Annotated in this window: 13 protein-coding genes; 3 read left to right on the top strand and 10 right to left on the bottom strand. The window is 68.2% G+C overall.

The genetic code is table 11. The features are described from left to right. Window positions 1-45: 45 nt before the first annotated feature. Complete coding sequence (locus AC06G6_RS08825; RefSeq protein ID WP_479828247.1) at window positions 46-1,722, top strand: alkaline phosphatase D family protein; 1,677 nt, start codon at window positions 46-48, stop codon at window positions 1,720-1,722. 97 nt (window positions 1,723-1,819) lie between these two features. Continuing rightward, window positions 1,820-2,086 carry a hypothetical protein gene (locus AC06G6_RS08820; RefSeq protein WP_479828245.1) on the top strand — a complete coding sequence of 89 codons (267 nt, stop codon included), beginning with the start codon at window positions 1,820-1,822 and terminating at the stop codon, window positions 2,084-2,086. On the opposite strand, the gene AC06G6_RS08815 is transcribed toward AC06G6_RS08820, so the two are convergent. The 9 genes from AC06G6_RS08815 to AC06G6_RS08775 all read right to left on the bottom strand — a co-directional run bounded on the left by AC06G6_RS08815 (window position 2,083) and on the right by AC06G6_RS08775 (window position 13,635). Further along, entirely contained in the window at window positions 2,083-3,600 is a 1,518-nt protein-coding gene (locus AC06G6_RS08815) for a rhamnulokinase (RefSeq protein WP_479828243.1), read from the bottom strand. The two genes, AC06G6_RS08820 and AC06G6_RS08815, sit on opposite strands and share 4 nt — an antisense overlap. Beyond that, window positions 3,597-5,633 (bottom strand): bifunctional aldolase/short-chain dehydrogenase, encoded by a 2,037-nt coding sequence (locus tag AC06G6_RS08810; protein ID WP_479828241.1) that lies wholly within the window; start codon window positions 5,631-5,633, stop codon window positions 3,597-3,599. Before AC06G6_RS08810 ends, AC06G6_RS08815 begins: the two co-directional genes overlap by 4 nt. Before the next feature lie 4 nt (window positions 5,634-5,637). Next, entirely contained in the window at window positions 5,638-6,804 is a 1,167-nt protein-coding gene (gene rhaI, locus AC06G6_RS08805; protein WP_479828239.1) for an L-rhamnose isomerase, read from the bottom strand. Window position 6,805: 1 nt separating this feature from the next. After that, complete coding sequence (locus tag AC06G6_RS08800; protein ID WP_479828237.1) at window positions 6,806-7,183, bottom strand: L-rhamnose mutarotase; 378 nt, start codon at window positions 7,181-7,183, stop codon at window positions 6,806-6,808. Then, window positions 7,180-8,628, bottom strand: coding sequence for an arabinose isomerase (locus AC06G6_RS08795; protein ID WP_479828235.1), 1,449 nt, complete (start codon window positions 8,626-8,628; stop codon window positions 7,180-7,182). The genes AC06G6_RS08800 and AC06G6_RS08795 overlap by 4 nt, the downstream gene beginning before the upstream one ends. A 206-nt stretch (window positions 8,629-8,834) precedes the next feature. Beyond that, window positions 8,835-9,896, bottom strand: a complete 1,062-nt coding sequence (rhaS, locus tag AC06G6_RS08790; protein ID WP_479828230.1) for a rhamnose ABC transporter substrate-binding protein — start codon at window positions 9,894-9,896, stop codon at window positions 8,835-8,837. Window positions 9,897-9,972: 76 nt separating this feature from the next. Further along, window positions 9,973-11,055: an ABC transporter permease gene (locus AC06G6_RS08785; protein WP_479828227.1), complete on the bottom strand. Its 1,083-nt coding sequence runs from the start codon at window positions 11,053-11,055 to the stop codon at window positions 9,973-9,975. Next, window positions 11,048-12,094 (bottom strand): ABC transporter permease, encoded by a 1,047-nt coding sequence (locus AC06G6_RS08780; RefSeq protein WP_479828225.1) that lies wholly within the window; start codon window positions 12,092-12,094, stop codon window positions 11,048-11,050. Before AC06G6_RS08780 ends, AC06G6_RS08785 begins: the two co-directional genes overlap by 8 nt. Further along, window positions 12,091-13,635 carry a sugar ABC transporter ATP-binding protein gene (locus AC06G6_RS08775; RefSeq protein WP_479828223.1) on the bottom strand — a complete coding sequence of 515 codons (1,545 nt, stop codon included), beginning with the start codon at window positions 13,633-13,635 and terminating at the stop codon, window positions 12,091-12,093. The genes AC06G6_RS08780 and AC06G6_RS08775 overlap by 4 nt, the downstream gene beginning before the upstream one ends. 247 nt (window positions 13,636-13,882) lie before the next feature. Here AC06G6_RS08775 and AC06G6_RS08770 point away from each other — a divergent pair, with 247 nt between their 5' ends. Further along, a complete protein-coding gene (locus AC06G6_RS08770; RefSeq protein ID WP_479828221.1) occupies window positions 13,883-14,893 on the top strand; it encodes a LacI family DNA-binding transcriptional regulator in 1,011 nt (336 codons plus the stop codon). A 52-nt stretch (window positions 14,894-14,945) separates the two neighbouring features. On the opposite strand, the gene AC06G6_RS08765 is transcribed toward AC06G6_RS08770, so the two are convergent. Next, window positions 14,946-17,684, bottom strand: a complete 2,739-nt coding sequence (locus tag AC06G6_RS08765; RefSeq protein WP_479828219.1) for a hypothetical protein — start codon at window positions 17,682-17,684, stop codon at window positions 14,946-14,948. Window positions 17,685-17,846: the final 162 nt, after the last annotated feature.

Below are 17,846 nucleotides of genomic sequence, written 5' to 3'. Positions count from 1 at the left end.
CGCCAAAGCATGGCCGCACCGGTGCCGAGCAGGTAGAACTGAGTCATGACTACCTCACCCCTGGTGCTCGGCCCGATGATGCGGTACGTGGATGAGACCTCAGCGAGCATCTGGGTGGAGACCCGGACCGCTGCCCGGGTGACTCTTCGCGCGGGCGGCAGGGACTGGGTCACCGCCACCTTCGCGGTTCACGGCCACCACTACGCCCTCGTCGAACTGGACGGCCTGGAGCCTGGCACAGTCACGCCGTACGCCCTCGACATCAACGGAAGCCAGGTGTGGCCCGATCCCGAATCGGAGTTTCCGCCGTCCATGATCGCGACGCTGCAGACCGGCAAGCCGCTGCGGATGGCCTTCGGCTCGTGCCGGACCAGTGTGCCGCACGATGAATCCGGCAACCGGACCCACGGCGTCGACTCACTCCGCGCCTACGCGCTTGAGATGGCTTCCGGCAGTGACCAGCCGTGGCCGGATCTGGTGGCTTTCCTCGGCGACCAGGTGTACGCCGACCTGACCAGCGAGCAGATGCAGGAGTTCATCCGCGCCCGCCGGGATATTGATGAACCGCCCGGCGAGGAGCTCAAGGACTTCGAAGAATACGCCCACCTCTACAACCTGGCCTGGTCAGACCCCGCGAACAGGTGGCTGCTGTCCACCCTGCCCAGCGCCATGATTTTCGATGACCACGACATCCGCGACGACTGGAACACCTCCCTCAGCTGGAAGAAGGAGATGGAGGCCACCTCCTGGTGGCATGGGCGCATCGTCGCGGGGCTGGCCTCGTACTGGGTCTATCAGCACCTGGGGAACCTCTCACCGCAGGAGCGGGCCGGGGACGCCGTCTGGCAGCAGATCGCCGGGCACACGGGCGAGGATGAGATCGACGTAAGCGCCGCACTGGACAGTTTCGCGGACCGGGCCGATCAGGACCCGGGATCGTACCGGTGGAGCTACTACCGGGATTTCGGGGACACGCGGCTGGTGGTGGTGGATTCCCGAGCCGCCCGGGACCTGACGCCGGACGACCGCGCACTGGTGGACAAAGCGGAAATGGCCTGGCTCGACGAACGGATGCGCGGCGGTTTCCGCCACCTGCTGGTGGCGACGTCACTGCCTTTCCTGCTGCCGATGGGCCTGCACTACGTCGAATCCTGGAATGAGGCCATATCCCAGGGTGCGTGGGGGAAACCTGCCGCCCGTGCCGGCGAAAAGCTGCGCCAGGCGGTGGACCTGGAACACTGGGGCGCCTTCCAGAACAGCTTCCAGGAGGTGGCGGCCATGGTGACCGAGGTCGCCGACGGCAAACGGGGCCCGGCACCGGAAACCATCACTTTTCTCTCCGGCGACGTTCACTATTCCTACGTTTCGGAGGTGGAGCGCTCCTCGGGCAGCCGGATCGTGCAGGCCGTCTGCTCCCCCATCCGCAACCCGCTGCCCCGGCTGATGAGGTCCTTCGCGGCCGTTATGTCCTATGGCCTGGCCACGCCGGTAGGCGCCCTTGTGGCCCGCTCGGCAAAGGTTCCGGACCCGCCGTTCCGCTGGTCCGGCGTGAAAGGGCCCTGGTTCGACAACAACCTCGCCTGCCTGGAGGTGGCCCCGGAGGGCCTGAAGCTGTGGTGGCAGACAGGCGTCGTGGACGGCGGTGACCAGCTGCATCCCCGGCTGAAACTCGTCTCCTCCGTCACGGTGGCTCCCCGGCAGGCCGGAGAGCCCGCCGGGTGAGCTCGGACTCAGTACACCCGTTCGCGGAATAGCCGGAGGCTTCGAAGACTTGTTCTCATTGGACGGCCACGGGGCCGCCGCCAGAAAAGGACTCTTCGTGCCGACAGCTTTTGTACCCTTCACCCTGCTCGCCACCGCACGGGAAGGACACCAGCGCGCCTTCCGGACGGATATTGAGCGGCTGGCATCCGACCACCGTGCACCCCTGTCCACGGTCAAGTCCACGGCGACGATGGCGTGCCTGCGGGGCGCGATCGCGAAGAGCGAGCACACGGCGACCGAGGCGAGCCTCGCCAGGTACCTGGCGGACCGCCTGGTCACCAACGGCATCTATCTAGACATCACGGTAACCCTGGAGCCTTAGCCCTGATGGACCGCGGGGGGCGACAACAGCGGCTCCTCCCTGGGTCCGGCCGGCTCGTACCGGTCCAGGGCTGTGCCGCCGGCGACGATCTTCCTCAAGTCAGCGAGCCCTCCTGACACTTCGCCCGCGGCGCGGGCCTGGACCAGCACGTTGCCCAGGGCGGTCGCTTCAACAGGGCCCGCGATGACCGGCTTGCCGGTGGCATCGGCGGTGAGTTGGCACAGGAGCCGGTTTTGCGAACCGCCACCGACAATATGGACGACGCCGACGGTCCGGTCGGCCAGCCGTTCGGCGTCGCGGAGGGTCCGGGCGTAACCGGCAGCGAGGCTGTCCAGGATGCAGCGGACGATCGCCGCGGGCTCGTCCGGAAGGACGGCCCCGGCTCTGTGCGCGGCGCCCCGGATCCGCGCGGGCATGTTTTCTGGCGCCGTGAAGACGGGATCGTCGGCGTTGATCAGGGGTCCCCCGGCCGGCAGGGCCGCGGCGCGGGCGAGCAGGTCGGTCAGGGACACGGCGAGGCCCCGGGCAGCCCACGTGCGCTGGCATTCGCTGAGGAGCCACAGTCCGCCGACGTTTCTTAGGTAGCGGATGGTGCCGTCTACGCCGCGTTCGTTCGTGAAGTTCGCCAGCCGGCCCGCCTCGGTGAGGACAGGGTGCCGGAGTTCCACGCCCACCAGGGACCACGTCCCGGAAGAGATATAGGCGAAGTCCTCCGTCTGCGCCGGGACGGCGACCACGGCCGAGGCGGTGTCGTGCGAACCGACCGCCACCACCGGGGTCGACTCCGGCAGGCCAGTCCGGGCGGCAACGGCCGGGAGCAGGGTGCCGATTTGTTCGCCGGGCTGGATCAGGGGCGGGAACAGATCCGGGGGCAGGTCCAGGGCGGTCAGGAATTCCGTGGCCCACTCCCCCGCGACGGCATCGAAAAGTCCCGTGGTGGAGGCGTTGGTGGCCTCGGTCCGGCGCTGACCGGTCAGCAGGAAGGCGATCAGGTCCGGGATGAGCAGGGCCTGCAGGCCGTGGAGGCCGGGCTCGCTGGCGAGCTGGTAGATCGTGTTGAACGCCAGGAACTGCAGCCCGGTGGTGGCGTAGAGCCGTGCGGGGTCCAGGAGTTGGTGGACCTGGGCCACGGCACCGCGGCTCCGGTCATCCCGGTAGCTGTGGGGCTGGGCGACCAGTTCGCCGGCGGCGTTGAGGAGGCCGTAGTCCACGGCCCAGGTGTCGATCCCGATGCTCGTGATCCGTTCCCCGTGCCCGGCGGCGCTTCTCCCGGCCGCGGCGAGACCGGTGAGGACCTCGGCGAAGAGGGCATCGAAATCCCAGCGGAGCGTGCCGCCGGATTCCACCACGCCGTTGGGGAAACGGTGGACCGTCTCCAGCTCCACCCCCGGGTTCCCGCCGCCGCGGGTGATGCGTCCCAGCATCACCCGGCCGGAGGACGCCCCGATATCGACCGCGGCGAACACCGTCCCGGCGCCGGCCGGGGCGGTGTGCGCTGTTGGTGCGCTGGTCATCGGAGGAAGGCGGTGGCAACGCCGGCGTCCACCGGGATGTGTAGTCCGGTGGTGTGCGAGAGTTCGCTGCCGGTGAGGACCGCGACGGCGTTCGCAACGTTTTCCGGCAGGACCTCGCGCTTGAGAAGGGTCCGCTGGGCGTAGTACTTCCCCAGGTCCTGCTCGTCGACTCCGTAGACGGCGGCGCGCTTGGCGCCCCAGCCGCCGGCGAAGATCCCGGAGCCGCGGACCACGCCGTCGGGGTTGATCCCGTTGACCCGGATGCCGTACTCGCCCAGTTCGGCCGCGAGCAGCCTGACCTGGTGCGCCTGGTCGGCCTTGGTCGCGGAGTAGGCGATGTTGTTCGGCCCGGCGAACACGGAGTTCTTCGAGGAGATGTAGACGATGTCCCCGCCCATGCCCTGGTCGATGAGGACCCTCGCGGCGGCCTTGGAGACCAGGAAGGAGCCCTTGGCCATGACGTTGTGCTGGAGGTCCCAGTCCTGCTCGGTGGTCTCCAGCAGGGGTTTGGAGATGGAGAGCCCGGCGTTGTTGACCACCAGGTCCAGGCCGCCGAAGGCCAGCACCGCGGCGTTCACCGCGGCGACGACCTGGGCCTCGTCGGTGACATCGGCCTGGATCCCGACGGCGACGTCGGGGCCGCCGAGCTCCGCCGCGGCAGCCCGGGCGGTGTCCAGGTTCAGGTCCGCGATGACCACGCACGCGCCCTCGGCCGCGAGCCGGGTGGCGATGGCCTTGCCGATGCCCGACGCCGCCCCGGTCACCAGGGCGATGCGGGTGGCGTGGGACTTCGGCTGGGGCAGCCGGGCCAGCTTGGCCTCCTCCAGCGACCAGTATTCGATCCGGAATTTCTCGGCTTCCTCGATCGGGTCGTAGGTGGAGACGGCCTCCGCGCCGCGCATGACGTTGATCGCGTTGAGGTAGTACTCCCCGGCGACCCGGGCGGTCTGCTTGTCCTTGCCGTAGGAGAACATGCCCACCCCCGGGACCAGGACGATCGCCGGATCCGCCCCGCGCAGGGCCGGTGAGTCCGGGGCCGCGTGGCGGTCGTAGTACCCCTGGTAGTCCTCCCGGTACGCGGCGTGCAGTTCCTTTAGCCGGGCGATGGAGTCCTCGACGGACGTTTCCGCGGGCAGGTCCAGGACCAAGGGCTTGACCTTGGTGCGCAGGAAATGGTCCGGGCAGGAGGTGCCCAGCGCACCCAGCCTGGGGTGTTCGGCGCCTTCGAGGAAGTCCAGGACGGCGGCGTCGTCGCTGAAGTGCCCGACGACCGGCCTGTCGCTGGAGGCCAGTCCGCGGATCACCGGCGCGAGGGCGGCGGCCTTGGCCCGCCGCTCCGCTTCCGGCAGGGCGGCGTAGCCGGGCAGTTTCGCCCCGAACGGTGCGGGCCGGCCGTGCTCCGCGATGTACTTCTCGGCCTGTTCGATGATCCACAGGGAGTTCGTTTCGGCTTCCTCACTGGTGGCGCCCCAGGCGGTGGTGCCGTGGCCGCCCAGGATGGTGCCGACGGCCTGCGGGTTGGCGTCCTTGATTGCGGCGATGTCCAGGCCGAGCTGGAAACCGGGACGGCGCCACGGCACCCACGCCACCTTGTTCCCGAAGATTTTGGCGGTCAGCGCCTCGCCGTCGGCAGCCGTGGCAATCGCGATGCCCGCGTCCGGGTGCAGGTGGTCCACGTGGGCGGCGTCCACCAGCCCGTGCATGGCCGTGTCGATCGAGGGGGCCGCCCCGCCCAAGCCGAACAGGCAGTAATCGAACGCGGCGACCATCTCATCCTCGCGCTCGACGCCGGGGTAGACATCCTTGAGGGCCTGCAGCCGGTCCAGGCGGAGGACCGCGAGCCCGGATTCGGTCAGCGTGCCCAGGTCACCGCCGGAGCCCTTCACCCACAGGAGCTGCACGTCCTTCCCGGTGACGGGGTCCTTTTCGGTGCCCTTGGCGGAGGTGTTGCCGCCGGCGAAGTTGGTGTTCCGTTTGTCGGCCCCGAGGCGGTTGGAACGGGCGATGAGCTGTTCAGCGGTTGAATTGGTCATGGTCTTAGGCTCCCCATCCGGCCTGGTGGCCGCCCTGGCGGTCGGCGTTGATCTTTTCCTGGTATCCGCTGGCGGCGAAGGCTGCCATCGGGTCTGCCGGCAGGCCTCGGGTTGCGCGCCATTCCGCGAGTCCGGGCCGGACGTCGGTGTAGAACGCGTCCATCAGGACCGCGTTGGCCGCGAGGACATCGCCCGCGTATTGTGCGGCCTCGAGGGCGGCGGTATCGACGAGGAGGGCCCGCGCGGTCATTTCCTGGACGTTGAGCACGGAACGGATCTGGCCGGGGATCTTCCCCTCGATGTTGTGGCACTGGTCCAGCATGAACGCCACCCCGGCGGCCGGTTCGAGCCCGCCTCCGCGGACCACCTCGTGCATGATGCGGAACAGCTGGAACGGATCCGCCGCCCCCACAATCAGGTCATCGTCCGCGTAGAAGCGGGAGTTGAAGTCGAAGGAACCGAGCTTCCCCAGACGCAGCAGCTGCGCAACGATGAACTCGATGTTCGTCCCCGGCGCGTGATGGCCGGTGTCCAGGCACACGAGGGCCTTCTCGCCCAGGGCGGCGCAGTGCACGTAGGAGGTGCCCCAGTCCGGAACGTCGGTGTGGTAGACAGCCGGCTCGAAGAACTTGTACTCCAACACCATCCGCTGGTCCCCGCCGAGGCGGTCGTAGACCTTCCGCAGGGATTCGGCCAGCCAGTCCTGGCGGGCCCGCAGGTTGCCCTGCCCCGGGTAGTTGGTGCCGTCGGCCAGCCAGATTTTCAGATCACGGGAGCCGGTCATGTTCATCACTTCCAGGCACTCGTACATGTGGTCCACGGCCTTCTGGCGCACGGCCGGATCGCTGTGCGTGAGGCTGCCGAACTTGTAGTCGTCGTCCTGGAAGGTGTTGCTGTTGATCGTCCCGAGCTTGACGCCCAGGCCGTCCGCATAGTCCGCCAGCGCGGCGTAGTCGTCGACTTTGTCCCAGGGAATGTGTAGGGCAACCGAGGGGGCCAGCCCCGTCAGGGCGTTGACCTGGGCGGCGTCGGCGAGTTTTTCCTCGATGGTGCGCGGGGTTCCCGGTGTGGCGAAGACCTTGAAGCGGGTGCCGGAGTTGCCGAAGGCCCAGGACGGCAGTTCGATGCTCTGATGTTCAAGCGTGGTGAGTACGTCGGTGGGGATAGACATGTCAGTCTCCTAGGGACTTGGACTGGGTGAGGGCTGACGCGGCGGCGGCCAGTTCGTCCTCGAGGTTGAATACTTCGGTCAGCTGGAGGAACCCCGCATCGGGCGTTCCGTCCAGGTCTTCGAAAAATCCGGACATCTCGGCCTGCCAGCGGGCGTTGACGTCCGTGGCGGCCATCCGGGCCTGGGCTTCCTCAAGGTTCTCGGTTTCGAAGTAGCCGATCAGCAGCCCGTCGGGGCGGAGGAAGAGGGAGTAGTTGTTCCAGCCTGCGGACTTCAGGGCCTGGAGCATGTCCGGCCACACGGCGGCGTGGCGGGCTGTGTATTCGGCGATGAGTCCGGGTTTGAGCTGGAGCTGGAAGCAGACGCGCCGGGTGCTCATGACAGGACCACCTGCCGGTGTTCGATGCCCAGCAGGGACGCGGCCGCCCTGATGTCGGCCCCGCGGTGTCCGAGGCAGAGTGCCCAGTGGTGGCCGATGCCGGTCTGGCTCCACTGGTCCACCCAGAGTCCCGGGTCACCGCCGAAGTCCACCCGCGAGGTCGTGTTGCCGATCGCCAGGAGCGGGCCGGGCACGACTTCCCCTTCGGAGGTGATGAACACGTAGCTGCCGTCCGGGTCCTGGCCGAGCCCGAACGTGGTGACCGGGCCGTGCCGGACGTCGAATTCGACCGAAACCCCCCAGCCGCGCTTGCCGTGGAAGACGCCCAGTCCGCGCAGCAGCGGCTGCTGCGCCGAGACGGCCAGGTGGGCGGGACCGTCGTGGCCCATTTCCACCACGTTGTCGAAGAAGTTCAGGGCCTGGATTTCGGTGAACGATCCGCCGGCACCGATCGCCTGAGCGGCGAGCATGGCGATGGAGGTCCGCAGCTCGAACTCGCCGGCCATCGGGATTCCCCGGGCCGTGAGGATGGAGGACCCGAGAATCATCCCGGCGCCGAGGCGTTCGTGCTGTTCGCCGGCAAGCCCTCGGTGGTAGTAGGCCACCGAGTCCAGGTCGAAGTCCTCCACGAGCCGGTCCAGGCCGACGGAAACTTTCGCGCCCCAGGCGAAGTCGTCGTCGTTCACGGAACCGTCAAGGGCAAACAGCTGCCGGGCCAGGTCGAGGCGTTCTGCGACCTCTGCCCCGGTGACCGCGTTCACCCGTTCCCGGAGGTCATCGAATTCCAGCACCTCCACATGGGAGCCGAACGTCGTTGAGACGGTGGTGAGGTCGGTGGCCACGTCCAGCATGCCCGGATACAGGTGGCCCATCAGCCCGTGCCGGGCGTTGCGCAGGCGGGCGCGGACGCCGGCGGCGTGCACCCACTGGGTAATGCGGTCCCAGGCGGATTCCTGCTTGAGGTGTCCGGAGACGGAGCGGAACTCGATGCCGGCCCGGCGGAAGACGTTGGCGACCTCGGGGACCGGGCACTGGCCGCAGTAGGCCAGCCATTTTCCGGTGTCGAAGCTCGCGTGGTCCATGGCCTCGGTGGGCTGCAGGTCGATCACCAGGACCGGGGTCTTGGCGCGCTGGGCGATCGGCAGCACCATGGACGAGGTCAGGTAGGTGGTGAGGAAGATGACGATGAGGTCGCAGTCGGCGACGCGCAGCTTTTCGCCGGCCGCGGCGGCTTCCTGCGCATCCGAGATGAAGCCGGTGTCGACGACGTCGGCGTCGAGGGCCTCGAAGCGGCCCGTCACGTAGCGGACGGACTCCTGCAGCTGCGGCAGCAGCCCGGGAAACTGGGGCCAGTAGGCGCCGAGGCCGCCGGAGACCAAGCCGATGCGGGTGGGCCTGCGGCGGTGCGGCGGGAGCAGCCGCGCATCCGGTTGTTTCTGGTTCATGTGAGGGGGCCTTCCGGCATGGAAAAGGAAGTCGTGGGAGTTCAGTGCGCAACTCCCGTGAGAGTCGGTACGGGAGGGTCGGTGCGGGAGGGTCGGTGCGGGGGTGGCGGTGGGGGCGCCGGGCAGGCTGTCACCAGCCTGCCCGGCCGCTCAGTCCCGGCCGCTCAATCCCGGCCGCTCAATCCCGTCAGCTCAGTGGCGGCGGCTCAGAAGTCGTACTTGTCGATGTTCTCCGCGTTGAAGACCGTGGGCGGTCCGACGATCACGAGGCCACCCTTCTCGACCTTGCGTTCGCCCAGCTCGCCGGCGGTGAAGGTGTCCCCTTCGGCGCCGGTCATTTTGCCGTCGGTGAGCGCCTTGCCGGCGAAGGCGGCAACGTAGCCCAGCTGGGCCGGATCCCAGAGGGCGAATTCCTTCACGGTTCCGTCCTTGACGAAGGGGCGCATTTCATTGGGCAGCCCCAGTCCGGTGAGGGCGACTTTGCCCTTGTACTCGGAGGTTGAGAGGTACCGGGCGGTGGCCGCAATGCCGACGGTGGTCGGTGAAATGATGCCCTTCAGGTTCGGGTGGGCCTGCAGGAGGCCCTGGGCTTCCTGGAAGGATTTGGTGTCGTTGTCGTCGCCGTAGACCTTGGCCACGAGTTTGATGTCCTTGTAGGCGGGGTTGGAGGCCAGCTCCTCCTCCATGAACTTGATCCACTCGTTCTGGTTGGTGGCGTTCGCCGTGGCCGACAGGATGGCGATTTCGCCGCTGCCGCCGATCTGCTCGGCGATCAGCTTGGTCTGGATCAGCGCCACTTCCTTGGCCACCACCTGGCTGATGAAGACGTCGCGGCAGTCCGGGTTGGCGTCCGAGTCGAACGCGACGATCTTGGCGCCTGCGGTCCGGGCCTCGCCGAGCGCCGTGCACACGGCGTCGGGGTCGTTGGCGGCGATCACAATGACGTTGGTGCCGGCCTGCGTCTCGGCGTTGATGAAGGAGACCTGGCTGGAGGCGGAAGCCTCAAGCGGTCCGACGACCTGGGAGGAGGCGAAGCCCGCTTCCGCGGCACCCTTCTCGCCGCCGCCCAGGACAACATCGGTGTAGGGGTTGTTGAGCTGCTTGGGGATGAAGGTGATTTTCAGGTCCCCACCCGCGGCGGGGCTGCTTCCACCGGTGGATCCCGAGCCGCTGTTGCAGGCGGTCAGGGCTAGCGCGGCAGCGGCGGCAATGGCCACCATGCCCGCCAGACGGCCGTTCTGGCCTGTGCTCTTGCGGTTCAACATCATTGTTCTTCCTTTTTCCTCGTGCGGTCGGTGCCGCCGGTCCGTTCTGGACGCGGCGGGTGGTGCAGTGGGCAAATTTTCAGCTGGGGCTTCCGGTGAAACTTCTCCGGACCCGCCTGGTGTGGCGCCATTGTTTGATCGCGGCGCCGACGCTGGGTGCCACGACGGAGACGATCAGCAGCAGCCCGGTCACGGTGATGAGCACGACGTCGGACACGCGAGCCAGCCGGAGGGCGTAGTTGAGGGTTCCGATCAGCAGGACACCGGCGATCACGCCGGGGATGGATCCCTTGCCGCCGAAGATGGAGACGCCGCCCAGCAGGACAGCGGCGATGACGGCCAGTTCCAGGCCGGAGGCGTTGTCGCTGCGGGCGCTCGTGTAGCGCAGCGTCCAGTAGATCCCGGCCAGGGCCGAGACGGCGCCGGAGGCCACGTAGAGCCAGAACTTGCTGCGGGCCACGTTGATGCCGACAAAGCCGGCCGCTTCCTTGCTGTAGCCGATGGCGAACAGCCCGCGGCCAAAAGGCGTGAAGTGCAGCAGGACCCCGAAGAAGACAATGACGACCACGACGCCGATCATGACGGTGGGGATGCCGGTGCCCCCGAGCTTGGAGGTAAAGAAGGCCGTCAAGGGTTTCGGGAAGTTGGCCACGGCGTTGTCGCCGATGGTCACCAGGGCCAGGCCTCGGAAGAGCGCCAGGGTACCGATCGTGACGGCCAGGGAGGGCAGCCCCAGGACCGCGATCAGGAAGCCGTTGAACATGCCGGCCGCGATGCCGGCGAGCAGGCTGACCGCCAGGACCAGCCAGATGTCCATGCCGCCTGCCCAGAGCACACCCATCAGGGCGCTGGTCAGTCCGGCGATACTCGCGACGGACAGGTCGATTTCCCCGGTGATGATGATCAGGGTCATCGGCATGGCGATCAGCAGGACCGGGATGACGTCCAGGAGCAGGAATCCGGTGGTGACGGGTGAGGCGAAACGCGGGATGGCGATGGCCGCGTAGATCAGGAACGCCACCAAGGCGTAGATGGTGATGGCGTCCCGGCCGGCCAGGATCCGGGCTGCGCCGGTCCTGCCCTTGGGTTCGGAGGCCAGCGGCTTGGTGCTGTCAGCCACCGGGGCCGGTGCCGTGCCGGTTGTCGATGTGGATTCAGACATTGCGTGCCTCGCTTATCCGCAGTTTCTTGGCAGTGCGCAGGCTTGCCACGCGGTCGATGATGATGGCCGTGAGGATCAGCACGCCGACGATGGCTTGTTGCCAGAATTTGTCGACGCGCAGGGCGGTCAGGGAGCTGGTGATGGTGGTGAGGAGCAGCGCGCCGAGGGCGGCCCCGGTCACCGATCCGCTGCCGCCGAAGATGGCCACTCCGCCGACGACGGCGGCAGCCACAACGGTCAGTTCCATGCCGGTGCCGGTGGTGGCGCCGACGGAGTTGAAGCGGCTGGCGTAGAGCACGCCGGCCAGCCCCGCCAGGGCGCCGTTGGCCAGGAACGCGAGGAGCACGCGCTTGGACACCTTGATGCCGAAGGCGGTGGCCGCGTCCGGATCCGAACCGATGGCGTACAGGTCGCGTCCCGGACGGGTGCCGGCCATGTAGACCGCCACCGCGACGACGACCAGGATGGCCAGCAGTGTGATGATGGGGAACCCCAGTACGGTGTCCACCGAGAGGGCGCCGAAGGCGTCCGGCCGGTCCCCGGCGAAGTACTGCTTCCCGCCGGCCCAGGCGTTGTTCAGGCCGCGGAAAACGTACAGGGTTCCGAGGGTGATGACGAGCGCTGGCACCTTGGCTGCGGTCACCAGGAGGCCGTTGATCGCCCCCAGCAGAGCGCCAAAAGCCATGCCGATGGCGAACACCGCAAAAATCGGAATATCGGGCATGGCCGCAAAGATGGAGCCGGTACCGAAGGCCACCAGTCCCAGCATCGACCCCACGGACAGGTCGATGTTACGGGTGATGATCAGCAGGGTCTGTCCGACCGCCAGGATCATCACGATGGTGGCATTCAGCAGCAGGTCCTTGATGCCCTGGGGCGTGAGGAACAGCGGGTTGATCAGGTAGGTGACGAGCACCAGCAGCACCAGCGCGATGATCACGGGCAGTTCCCGCAACCGCAGCACGGAGGCCAGGGCGCCGCGGGCGCCGCCGGCGGGCGCCGCCGTCGTTGGCTTCTTGTGGTCAAGGGCTGAGCTCACAGGGTTCCTCCTGCGGAAGATGTTGCGGCGTGCATGACGGATTCGGGGTTGGCCGCGGCGCGGTCCAGTTCGGCGGTGATCCGCCCTTCGCGCATGACCAGGACCCGGTCCGCCATCCCGAGGACTTCCGGCAATTCGGAGGAAATCATGAGGATGGCGATCCCACGCCCTGCGAGGTCGGAAATGAGCCGGTGGACCTCGCTCTTGGTCCCGACGTCGATCCCGCGGGTGGGTTCATCAATGATCAGCAGCTGCGGGTCGGTGGCCAGCCACTTGGCGAGCACCACCTTCTGTTGGTTTCCGCCGGAGAGGGTGGACACGGCGTGCTCCTGCGATCCGGCCTTGACCTGGAGCCGTTTGCTCCAGTCCTGGGCGGCCCGGCGTTCGGCGGCGCCGTTGATCAGGCCCGCGGTTGCCAGCTGGTTGCGCAGCGTGAGGGTGATGTTGCGGGCAACGGACAGGTTCATGACCAGGCCCTGCTTGCGGCGGTCTTCCGGGACGAATCCCATGCCCGCGGTGATGGCCGCCTGCGGATCGCGTGGTTTGAGTCTGCGGCCCCTGAAGGTGATTTCACCGGCGTCGTAGGGGTCGATGCCGAACACGGCGCGGGCGACCTCCGTGCGGCCCGCGCCCACCAGGCCCGCCAGCGCCACGATCTCCCCGGAACGAACCTCGAAGCTGATGTCGTTGAAAACCCCGGCCCGGCTGAGGCCGTCCACTTTCAGGACGGTGTCGCCGATCTCGGCAACCGTTTTGGGGAAGAGCGCCTCGATGTCGCGGCCGACCATCTCGCGGACAATCTCCGCGACGGTGACGTCGGACGTGCGGTGCGTGGAGATGTACCGGCCGTCCCGCATGACGGTGATCCGGTCGCACAGATCAAAGACCTCGTCGAAGCGGTGCGAGATGAAGAGGATGCCGGTGCCCTTGTCCCGGAGGCTGCGGGCGACGGCGAACAGCCGCTCCACTTCCACTCCGCTGAGCGCGGCCGTCGGCTCGTCCATCACCAGCACTTTGGCGTCGAGGGAGATGGCCTTGGCGATTTCGATGATCTGCTGGTCCGCGATGGACAGCCCCTCGGCGATGCGGGTCGGATCGATGGGGACGCCCAGGCGGTCGAAGAGCCTGCTGGCCTCCCGGACCATGGCGGCCCTGCTGATCAGGCCGAACCGGCCCTTGGGCTGGCGTCCGACAAAGATGTTCTCCGCGACGGTGAGGTCCGGAAAGAGCGTGGGTTCCTGGTAGATGACCGAGATGCCCGCTGCCTTGCTGTCGCCGACGTTGCGGAACTGGACGCTCTCCCCGCCGACCCTGAAGTCGCCGGAATCCGGATGGTGCAGGCCGGCCAGGATCTTGACCAGGGTGGACTTGCCGGCGCCGTTCTCGCCGACCAGGGCGTGGACTTCGCCGGCCCGGATTTCGATGGTGCCGTCGGCCAGCGCAACCACCGGGCCGAAGGTCTTGGCCGCATGGGTAAGGGAAAGTACCGGCCCCGGTGCGTCCGCTGAGGGAGCGGACCGGGAACTGTCTGTCTGCTGCATGAAAATAACCGCACCTTTGGGGCTGAGTGAACGTCAGAATGAATCGTTTCAGAGCTGCTGTGATTTGAATCATAGGAGTACGGCGGGACGGTCGTCAAGGGGCGGCGGAATCCCCCGCCGGAATTTTTTGATTCGTTTCAATGAAAGGGTTCAAAACTGGCCCGCGGCAGGTATCCTGAGGGCATCACCTTCGGTACGCCCGCTAGCCCCGCCCCCGGCAGCGGCGTCCAGCTTCAGGAGCTCAGGAATGTTATCAGCCAGCGTCAAAGACGTTGCGGCCCTGGCCGGCGTCTCCGTCGGGACGGTATCGAACGTGCTGAACCGGCCGGAAAAGGTGTCCCCGGAGGTCACTTCCCGGGTGCAGGCCGCGATCGACAAACTTGGCTTCGTGCGCAACGACGCCGCCCGCCAGCTCCGCGCCGGCATGAGCCACAGCGTTGGCCTGGTGGTGCTGGACGCCGCGAACCCGTTCTTCACCGATCTGGCCAGGGGCGCCGAGGACCGGGCGGCCGCCGAACATTTCACCGTTCTGGTGGGCAACAGCAACGAGGACCCGCGACGGGAGGCGGCATATCTGGATCTGTTTGAACAACAGCGGGTCCGCGGGGTGCTGATCTCCCCGGTCGGGAATGTGATCCCCCGGCTGGAACAGCTGCGCCGCAGGGGCATCCCCACGGTCCTCGTGGACCGGCAGTCGGAAAACCTGAGTTTCTCCTCGGTCGCCGTGGACGACCTGGCTGGCGGGGAAATGGCCGTCGCGCACCTGCTGTCGGTGGGCCGGCGGCGGATCGCCTTCGTGGGCGGCCCGGACAGCATCCGCCAGGTGGCAGACCGGCTGACCGGCGCGCGCAAAGCCATCGGGACGGTGCCCGGCGCCAGCCTGGAAGTCATCGGGACGGAGTCGCTGACCGTCCTGTCCGGCCGGGCCGCCGGTGAGGCGATCCGGCGCCGGCCCGCGGCGGAACGGCCCGATGCGATCTTTGCGGCCAACGATCTGCTCGCGGTGGGTGTGCTGCAGGGCCTGATGCTGATGGGCGGCGTGAAGGTGCCGCAGGAGATTGCGCTGATTGGCTATGACGATATCGAGTTCGCCGCGGCCGCCGTGGTGCCCCTGTCGTCCATCCGGCAGCCCAGCGCCCTGATTGGCTCAACCGCCCTGGAGCTGCTGCTCCGCGAGGCCGGCCCGGACGACGGGTTTGTGCCGCGTCAGGTCGTTTTTCCCCCCGAACTCGTGGTCCGGGCGTCCACCCAAGCCTGACGGGGCCGGGGCATCCCCGAGTCCGCTGCGGTCGTCGCGGACCGGTGCACGGCTACCGGTACTGGAGCGGCGCCGCGGGGTCAGGAGCGATGGTGTCCGCCAGACCCTGGCGGCCGTCATCGGTGGCGCCGCCGGGTGCCACCCCGTCGGACCCCGGTTTTTCCGGGGGAAGTTCGCGGGGCGCTTCGGGCCCGCCGGGGCTCTGACCGCCCGGCGCGGCGAAGGCCGCGGTGTCCGCCGCGATTGCGTCGCAGACGCTGTCGACTTCCTGCCAGAACCTCGCGTCAACCCAGTAGCCGGTATGGCTCAGGATCCGAGGCAGCGGCTGGGCAAACACGAATTTGTCCGTCGGCGGGTCGACCAGGCGGACGTCCGTGTCGGCGGACGCGGGCCAGTCATCCGTGGCGACCGGTCCGCCGATGTAATCGGTCTCGTAGTAGACGTTGCGCCACCGGAGGGCACCAATGCCTCCGTGTCCCCCGGCGAAATTCTGCAGGAGTCCGTCGCTGACCAGGGCGGGAAACGCCCAGCGGTACAGCTTCGCCAGCGGGGAGCCGAGGGTCACCAGGCCGACGGCCTTCTCCTCATGGCGGGCGGACTGCCGCGCCAGCACGGCGGCGGCGACCATGCTGCCCTGCGAGTGCGCGGTGAGCACCACCCGCCCCTGGTTGTCATGCAACCGCCAGATCCGGCGGGTCAGCTCGGGCACCGCCCGCTCGGTGTACGACGGCGGCGCGAACGGGTGGAACGACCGCGGAAAAAACGTCCCGACGTCGAAGGGCGACATCAGGACCTTGCGCCATTTCTCCTGCCGGAACGCGAGCCGGAGGACCACGCCGTAGACAATGGGCAACGAGGCACTGATCCACGTGGCCGCTCCGATGTTCAGGAAGGGCGGATCCTGGCCGAACACAAAGACCTGAGTGGCGAAGAGCGCCGCACCCAGCAGCGCCGAGCCGGCGACCGCAATCATCAGATATGCCGCCAGGGTGGGGGCGTACTCCCCGATCAGGCGCATCCTCGCCACTTTGCGGACCCAGGCGCTGGGGCGCGTGCCGTCGCCTGCCCGTGTGGTCGCCGCCCGGCCCCGGCTGAACGGCGCCGGATCAAAGGCCGACACCGTCCAGGCGTCGCCGCTGTTCCGGGACGTCCCGCTTGCCGGTGCGGGAGCTTCCCCGGGCGGACCGGCCTGCGCTGTTTCCGCCGCGTCGTAGTCACGCCGGAGTTCGACCACGAGGCTCACCGCCCGTTGGCGTGACTTAACGGACAGCCACACGCCGGCGGCCGCGGCGAAAAGAGCCAGGACGGCGACGAGGCCCAGGGCCAGAATGGAAGCAATGGACGCCACGGCCTTCGGCACCCACAGCACCGGTCCCGCGTAGTCGCCCGCAGCCGGCGCGCCGCTGGCATCTTGTGGCCCGAGCCCGTAGGCGACAGTCCCGAGCCCGTCGGCGACCAGCATCATCAACGACAACAGCACCGCGTTGGCCAGAATGAGCGCAACGACATTCAGGACCACCGGCGCCGCCCACGGGAACACGCTGACGGAGCCGCGCGCCAGCGCCGTCAAGCGCTTCATCCGTCCGGGCCCGCGGTGCTCGACCGTCAGGGCGTTCCGCCACCGGATGACCCACGCCGCCACCAGCTGGATCATCAACGGGACCAGCAGCACAATTGTGAGCGTCCAGCCAGCAGAGACCGCCGAACCGATCCCCGGAAGGACGCCGGCCGGTTGGGTGACGGCCTCCGGCCCGCCGCCGGCTTCATTGAGTTCCAGAGGCAGCGCCAGGGCGCCGGCGACCGAGGCCAGCAGCGCGCCGACTGCGGCCAAAAGCGTTCCGCGCGCGAGCTGCTCGTGTGCCTCGTCCGATCCGAGCATCACGATGACGGCAGCGATCACTACGGCGGAGGCCATGCTGGCGGTCCGGGCAGTCACGTGGGCGCCCGTATCGGTGAGGTCCGCACGTCCGCCGAGTTCGGACACGCACCAGCCCAGAATCCCTGCCCCCACCGCCAGGCCGGCCGCCAGGTGCAGTTCGGAGAGGTGCTGGTGCCACCGGCGCCCCGACCAGAAGTCAGCGCTGCGCAACCCGCCCGGCTGCGCCGCGGCACAGCGGCCGTAGGGTACGGGCCTGGCCGTTCCCGGTGCGGGCGGCTCAACGCCTTCATAGCTGGTGCGCGATCGGGAAGCCAGGATGTGGAAGAGCACCGCGACGGCTACGGGCGCGATGATGCCCGCGGCCAGCCGGAAACCGGGGCGGTCGTACGGCGCCACGAAGTTCAGGAACGGGGCGCCCCACAGCCGGGAGCGGCACGGCTGTTGGCCCAGGCATTGGTAGGCGAAGGTATCCAGGCTGGGCATCGTGACCATGATCGCGGTGCTCAGGGTCAGCGCGAGGGCGGCGAGCCGCGCAAACCACCGGAACCTCCTCGTAGCCGGCTCTGCGCTTGCCTCCTCATCGTCGGACATCACCCGGCGCCGGGCCATCCACCCTGCCATGTTGGCCAGCATCGACGGAAGCAGCGGCGTCCACAGCACCCGGAGCGGCGAGTGCGAGGTCAGACCGCCCCACGAGTAGGCCTCACGGTGACGGCCGCGGGCATCGCTCGTCCGGTAGAACCCGGCGATGCGATCCCCTGCGACCCTCGTCGGCCGCAGATCGCCGAGAAGATCCTCCGGCGGTGTGCCGCCGACGCCGTGGACGCGTATCTCCGTCAGACCGTCGAGGTTCACGGCGTCGGGAACGAGTCCGGCGGATTCCTTGTTGCCGCCCTTCGCGTTGTCGCTCATCGCGGCCCGTGGCTGCCGTCAGCCGACAACCGGGTTAGGCCGCCGCGCCGGCATCGGCAGGGCAGCCCGGCGGCACTCATCGGGGTGAGCCTGAAGGGGCTGCCTGGCAAATTCCGCCACGATGACCTCCTGCCTCAGCGGGACGGCGCAGGACTGAACTCG

This window comes from Arthrobacter sp. CJL-S3 (assembly GCF_056711635.1).
This window is presented reverse-complemented; position numbering and strand designations above follow the sequence as displayed.